Here is a 6,811-nt window from a genome sequence, read left to right as displayed (position 1 = left end):
TCAGCGGCAGTTTCTTATTTATAAAAGAATTTCATCCAAATAAGTAAAAGTTAACTGAAAAATCAATAGCAAGTTAGATATACAAAAAAGGGTTGAGTTCATTCACTCAACCCTCAGGGGATAGGACTCTTTTCTTAGGGGAGAAAAGAGAGTAAAAATAAAATGAATTTATTTAAACGACTTTCAAAGTCTAGCAAAATAAAATGAGAAGAAAGTGAAAATCAGTTAAATTTTTTAATAATTTCTGCACCTTATGGTTGAATGGCTTTAAGCTAATGCATCTACAATCGCTTTATTAAAGGCTGGTAAATCTTTAGGAGTACGGCTTGTAACGAGGCCGCTGTCATCTAGGACAACTTCACTGTCTTCATATAAAGCTCCAGCATTTTTTAGATCTACACCGACTTGCTTAACAGAAGTCATTTTCTTGCCTTTGACTACTTCGGCATTGATTAGTAATTGAGGACCATGGCAAATCGCAAAAATAGGTTTTTTAGCTTCTGCAAATCCTTTAACAAATGTCAAAAAGCGGTCATCTGCTCGTAATTGATCGGGCGAGAAGCCTCCAGGAATCAATAAAGCATCGAAATCTTCAGGAGAAACTTCATCAATGCCTTTATCAATAGTGATCGTTGCATCACCTTTTTCACCGGTAACTTGGTTGCCTGCTTTTTCTTCAATGGTAATGACTTCGTGTCCTGCTTTGGTTAAGGCATCTTTTGGCGAGGTAAATTCGACATCTTCAAATAAATTTGTAACAACTGTCGCAACTTTTTTTCCCATGTTTCTATTCCCTCTTTCTATTTTTTGATTAACTTAAGTGTAACGCAATTAAAAAAGCGACTCAAGAATAAAGGCTTCTTCAAACTTTCTTCTAGTTTTGCTAAAGTATGCGATTCCATTATTTTCATGTTATGATTAAATAGAAAACGAAAAAGAACGGAGGAATAAAGTTGAACATTGCATTGATTGCTCATGATAAGAAAAAAGATGAAATGGTTAAATTGATTTCATCTTATCAAGATATTTTGAAGGAACATGTTCTTTATGCCACCGGAACAACAGGACAAAGAATCGTTGATGCTACAGGTTTAGATGTACACCGTTTCAAATCAGGCCCATTAGGCGGCGACCAACAAATCGGTGCCTATATTTCAGATGATAAAATAGATATGGTGATTTTTTTGAGAGACCCATTGACCGCTCAGCCTCATGAACCGGATATCACTGCTTTGCTCCGATTAAGCGATGTTTATGAAATTCCTTTAGCCACTAATATGGGGACTGGGGAAATCTTGCTGCGCGGATTAGGTGAAGGCTTAGTAGATTGGAGAAAAATCCATCATCATGCTGGGCGTTCAGTATTAAATACAGAACTTTAAAATTAAAAACTCCTGCAACCTTATAAAAATAGGTGCAGGAGTTTTTTTAACTTTATTAGGAATCAGACTATTTAATTGTCTCCATTATTTCTTTGTATGCTTCTTGGCTTTCTTTAAAATCAGCAACGGCATCGCTTAAAGCATCCATTTCTTTCTCTGAATGAACCGATTTTCCCGACTCAACAAGTTGTTTAAATCCTGCTAAGGCAGATTGAGTTTTATCAGCACTTGAGACAGCGAAATCTCGACTTTTTTGAAATTTTTCAGTTGATTCCGGAACTTTCGCTAAGAAATCACTAACCAATACGTCAAAATCATCTATTACTTGATTAAGTTCTTTTTCAGAGGAAGAATCCTCTTCGAATTTGTCTAATTGCTTAGAAAATGTATTTAAAATATAAACATAGGCAATTTCATAATCAGGGTAAAGGAACTGATAATCCGTATCCTCGTTGGTTAGATTAAGAGCAGCAGAAGATTGGTTCTCACTGGAAGATCCTTGTTTTTCCTGGTCAGCACGCTGGACAGACAAATAATAAGATAAGCCGATAAAGACAAGTAATACAAGTACAGCAAGGATCACAAAAATTTTAATTATTTTTTTACTATTAAGGTTCTTTTGATTTTTGATTGTTAACGTCTCCTAACTTTTTTGTCATCGAAGTTACTTTAAGGTTTTCTAACTGCTTTGTCAATCAGCAGTTAGAGTAACAAAGTGAATATGACCTATGTCATTATAACTTATCTATGTTTTAAAGCAATTAATGAAAACGCTTTTTAACGATGAGGACAATTGTTAGTATAAGAGTATAAATAAAAAAAAGGAGAAACATTCTTATGAAAAAAAATAATGTTAGTGAATCAATTCAAAAGTTTGGTCGGACGTTATTGCTTCCAATTGGAGTAATGGCGCCTGTTGGAATGATTTTAGGGATTAGTGGTGCTTTTGTTCAGCCTTATATGATTGAAAGGTTTGCTTTTTTAGGTAATGATGCTGTTAATTCGTTATTGATTAGTATTCGAACAATTGCGAGTGTTGTTTTTGATAATATTCCCTTATTGTTTGCAATGGGTGTAGCTTATGGGATGAGTAAGAGAGATAAAGGGATTTCAGTTTTTGCTACCACTACTGGTTATTTAACACTCATTATCACAATGAACGTATGGTTGACGTTGACCGGGAATATGGCAGACCCAGAAGTAATGACCCAGTTCGGTCAGATTACTGTTCTTGGAATTCAGACCATGAATATTAGTGCAGCAGGAGGAATTATTGCTGGGCTAGTTGCTGCATGGGTAACTGATCGCTTTTATAATTTAGAATTACCAACTGCTTTAGCTTTCTTTTCAGGGAAAAAATCTGTTCCTATTATTACAATGGGGATTATGATTGTGTTAGGGATGATTATACCATTTATTTGGACGTTTTTTGTCGGCATCTTAATGAAATTATCGGTCGTCTTTTTAAGTACCATGGGCCCGTTCTTTACAGCAGCAGGAGAAAGACTCTTTATTCCTTTTGGTTTGCATCATGTTTGGAATGCTCTATTTAGATTTACCGAAGCAGGCGGCAGCTATGTTATAGATGGCACTACTTATGTTGGCGTGGTCCCGGCTATGAACGAAGTACTCTTTAATCAAGGACCAAACAGCGAATATTGGTCTTTAATGCCAAAACTATCAAGATTTATGGCACAGCAGCAAATGTTGGTTACCTTGTTCTTATTTCCAGCAATTGCTACAGCAATGTATAAAGCCTCTAAGAAAGAAAATAAGGCTGTTGTGAAATCAATGTTAATTACAATGGTTTTAACAGCTATGTTAGGTAATGTAACTGAGCCTCTCGAATTTACATTTGTGTTTTTAGCACCAGTTTTGTATTTGGTATATGCGTGTATTGTTGGTGTGGGAGCAGTACTAATGTCATTAGCCGGTGTGGCTATTGGATATATTAGGGGGACAATCTTCGACTTCGCTATTTTTGGGTTATTGTATGAAAAGTCAAATTGGATATTTTTAGTGCTTATTGGACTGTTCTTAGCAGTAATCACATATTTTATTTTTTATTGGGCAATTATTAAGTTCGATATCAAAACGCCTGGTAGAGAAGAAGTACAAAATCTAGATAATACCTTAATAAAAGAAAAACGCTATGATGAAATAGCTGGAATTGTAGTAGAAGCGCTAGGTGGAAAAGAGAATATCGAAAATGTCGAAAACTGCATTACAAGATTGCGAATAGATTTAAAAGAAGTAAATGTTGTGAATAAAGATTTATTACAAACTTCTGGTTGTACTGGATTTTTCTTCCCTACAGCGAAACATATTCATATTGTATATGGTCCGTTAGTTGAATTTGTTCGAAATGCAGTAGATGAAAAAATATAAACAATGGAGGATTTTTAAATGAGAGCACTATATGATTCAAAAAGCAAAACGATTGATGATAGAGGAATTAAGGATCTTTTTTCTCAAACTGAAAAATACAGAACATGGTTGTTATTTGAAGCGTCTTTAGCACAAGCACAAGCTGAAGCTGGTTTTATCCCAGAATCAGCTGCACAAGATATTAAAGAAGCAGCTAAAATCGAGAATATCGACTTTGAAGAAATGGACCGTATTTATAAAAAAATAGGGCATGGTTTTGTTCCCTTCTTAAAAGTACTGGTTAAAGCCTGCCCAGGAAATAGTGGGAAGTATGTTCATTATGGAATTACAACACAAAATATCCAACAAAGTTCTCAGCTTTATATGGTCAAGAACGTTCATCATAAATATATGTCATTGATTGGTGAAATATTAGAAAACTTAAGTCACTTAGCTTTAAATAATAAAGATACGGTTATGTCAGGCCGGACACATGGACGACACGCAATACCAATTACTTATGGCTATAAGGTGTCAGTTTGGATTAGTGATTTGATTGATTGTTATGAACGAATGGTTGAATCCGAAAAAAGGGTTTTTAAAATTATGATGGGTGGTGCTGTTGGTACCTTTAGTTCAATGCCTGAGGTAGGTATTAGTGTGCAAAAACGTGTTGCTGAACTAGTAGGCATGTATCCAATGGAAGTGCCTTCAAGAAATATTAGTACTCACAAAATAGAATATATGATGAATTTAGCTTTACTAGCAAATATTTGCCATAAAATAGCGGAGGAAGTTTATAGTACGACTTTAGAAGAAATCGCAGAAGTATCTGAAGGATTTAGTAAAGGAACAGTTGGCAGCAGTACAATGCCTCATAAAATCAATCCTAAGTTAGCTAAAGGTATCATTGCAAATTCTCAAAAATTGTATTCCTTGCCAGGAGTAGGCATGTATTCAGCTGTAAGGCCTTATGAAGGCGATAGCAGCTCGTATATGTTGTTTGATGGGATTTTAGAAGAAGCTTTAGAATTAACCACAGAAATTCTTTTACGTTGTGAAGAATTGACTCGAACAATGGTTGTTCATAAAGAGCGTATGCTGCATAATGTTATGCGCAATAAAGGCTTAGACAATAGCGAATTTGTAATGATGAAATTATCTGAAAAATTAGGCAAAGACCAAGCACATGCATTAATGTACGAAATCGCTATGAAAACAGCAGCTGAAGGAGAAGATTTCTATACTAATCTTAGAGCTAATGAATTGATCGCTGATGAATTTTCAGAAGAAGAAGTTAAAGAAATGATTGATCCAAGAAATTATATTGGATTATCCGCTAAATTAGCAGAATTAGAAGCTGAAAGAGCTAAAGAAACTGCAAGTAAGATTTTTAATGAGTATGGAGAATAAGCAAAATTTATAAGTTATACACAATAAATATAAAAAAATAGGAGAAATTTAATGGCGAAATTAATTATCAACTCAGATGATTTTGGATATTCTAAGGGAATTAACCATGCCATTCTAGATACTCACATTGATGGAGTGTTAACTTCAACTACTTTACTAGCTAATTTACCTGGATTTGACCATGCAATTGCATTGGCCAGAGAAAACCAGACATTAGGTATTGGTGTGCATTTATCAATGACTCTTGGTAAACCTGTTTTACACGATGTTGACCAACTTATCAATGAAAAGGGTGAATTTAAACAACTGAAAGACTTAAAAGACCATCCGCAAGATGTTTGTCTAGAACAGCTATATGATGAATGGGACGCTCAAATCAAAAAAGTAAAAGTAGCTGGGATTCCTATTACCCATTTAGATTCCCATCATTATGCCCATTCATTTGGTAACAACTATCAGGTAATTGAAGCTTTAGCTGAAAAATACCAAGTACCATTACGTAACTGTTTTGGAGTAAAGAGAAAATTAACTAACCCTGAATTAGCACCAGCTGAAGCTTTTTGGAATCTTTTTAACTACCCATCAATGAAAGTAGTGGATCAAGACTATTTAGTCGTTCGATCAGCAATGTTTGAGATCATCAGTAGAGATGCAGAAAAAAATAAGGATTCTCAAATTGTTGAAGCAGTTTGTCACCCTGGTTATGTGGACAGTACGGTATGGTTAGGTTCTTCTTTTAATCTTGCTCGAATGCGAGAGGTGGAAGTTCTTTGTGATCCAATTTTTAAAAAATATTTATTAAATAACGGTTATGAATTGTGCCGTTATGATGAGCTGTAAATTGAAAGTTTAACCAAAGAGGACTGTCCTTTCTATTTAAAAAAAGAATAGAAAGGATAGTTTTTAATTAATAGTTTAATTTGAAAATGGAAATAACTCATTAAAGGAGAAAACAATGACTATTCAAGTAGAAGCATTAAAATTACATGAAAAGAACAGAGGGAAAATAGCCATTACTAGCAAAGTAGCTATTCAAAATAACGAAGAATTGGCCCTTGCATATACACCAGGGGTAGCCGAACCTTGCAAAGCGATTGCTCAAAATAAAGCTGAAGTTTATCGTTATACAGCTAAAGGGAATCTTGTAGCGGTTGTTTCTGACGGATCAGCAGTTTTGGGTTTAGGAAACATTGGAGCTGAAGCAGCAATGCCAGTAATGGAAGGAAAGGCTGTATTGTTCAAACAATTTGGTGGAATTGATGCAATGCCTATCTGTTTAGATACTCAAGTACCAGCTGAAATTATTCAATCGGTTAAAGTGCTTGCTCCGACTTTTGGTGGAATTAATTTAGAAGATATCGCATCACCACAGTGTTTTGAAATCGAAAAAAAATTAGATGAGTTATTAGATATTCCTGTATTTCATGATGATCAGCATGGAACAGCAATTGTAGTAGCTGCTGCGATTATCAATAGTTTGAAGCTTGTTCGTAAGAAACTTTCAGATGTGAAAATTGTTGTGAATGGTCCGGGTTCAGCAGGGACAGCTATTATTACCATGTTATTAAAGATGGGAGCTAAGAAAGTATTGGTTTGTGATGAACATGGTCTATTGTCTGTCAATAGACCAGAGCCGTTAATTGAACATA

7 protein-coding genes are annotated in these 6,811 nt (G+C 34.9%); 5 read left to right on the top strand and 2 right to left on the bottom strand.

The window, feature by feature from the left end; translation table 11 throughout:
* Nucleotides 1-267: 267 nt before the first annotated feature.
* A complete protein-coding gene (locus tag RT405_RS01755) occupies nt 268-783 on the bottom strand; it encodes a type 1 glutamine amidotransferase domain-containing protein (protein WP_313467056.1) in 516 nt (171 codons plus the stop codon).
* A 170-nt stretch (nt 784-953) separates the two neighbouring features.
* Between RT405_RS01755 and mgsA the strand changes: the two genes are divergently transcribed.
* A complete protein-coding gene (gene mgsA / locus RT405_RS01750; RefSeq protein WP_313467054.1) occupies nt 954-1,382 on the top strand; it encodes a methylglyoxal synthase in 429 nt (142 codons plus the stop codon).
* Between the two features lie 67 nt (nt 1,383-1,449).
* Here the strand turns inward: mgsA and RT405_RS01745 are convergent, their stop codons facing one another.
* Nucleotides 1,450-1,965 (bottom strand): hypothetical protein, encoded by a 516-nt coding sequence (locus tag RT405_RS01745; protein ID WP_313467052.1) that lies wholly within the window; start codon nt 1,963-1,965, stop codon nt 1,450-1,452.
* Between the two features lie 254 nt (nt 1,966-2,219).
* On the opposite strand from RT405_RS01745, the gene RT405_RS01740 reads away from it, so the two are divergent.
* From RT405_RS01740 to RT405_RS01725, 4 genes are all read left to right on the top strand, one after another.
* Nucleotides 2,220-3,770, top strand: coding sequence for a PTS transporter subunit EIIC (locus tag RT405_RS01740; RefSeq protein WP_313467050.1), 1,551 nt, complete (start codon nt 2,220-2,222; stop codon nt 3,768-3,770).
* A gap of 18 nt (nt 3,771-3,788) precedes the next feature.
* The gene (locus RT405_RS01735; RefSeq protein ID WP_313467048.1) at nt 3,789-5,162 is read left to right on the top strand and encodes an adenylosuccinate lyase family protein; all 1,374 of its coding nucleotides are present in this window, start codon (nt 3,789-3,791) and stop codon (nt 5,160-5,162) included.
* A gap of 51 nt (nt 5,163-5,213) precedes the next feature.
* Complete coding sequence (locus tag RT405_RS01730; protein WP_313467046.1) at nt 5,214-6,002, top strand: carbohydrate deacetylase; 789 nt, start codon at nt 5,214-5,216, stop codon at nt 6,000-6,002.
* 115 nt (nt 6,003-6,117) lie between these two features.
* On the top strand, nt 6,118-6,811 hold a 694-nt coding region (locus RT405_RS01725), incomplete at its 3' end, for a malic enzyme-like NAD(P)-binding protein (RefSeq protein WP_313467044.1).

Source organism: Carnobacterium sp. (assembly GCF_032094055.1).
Classification (GTDB): Bacteria; Bacillota; Bacilli; order Lactobacillales; family Carnobacteriaceae; genus Carnobacterium_A.
This window is presented reverse-complemented; position numbering and strand designations above follow the sequence as displayed.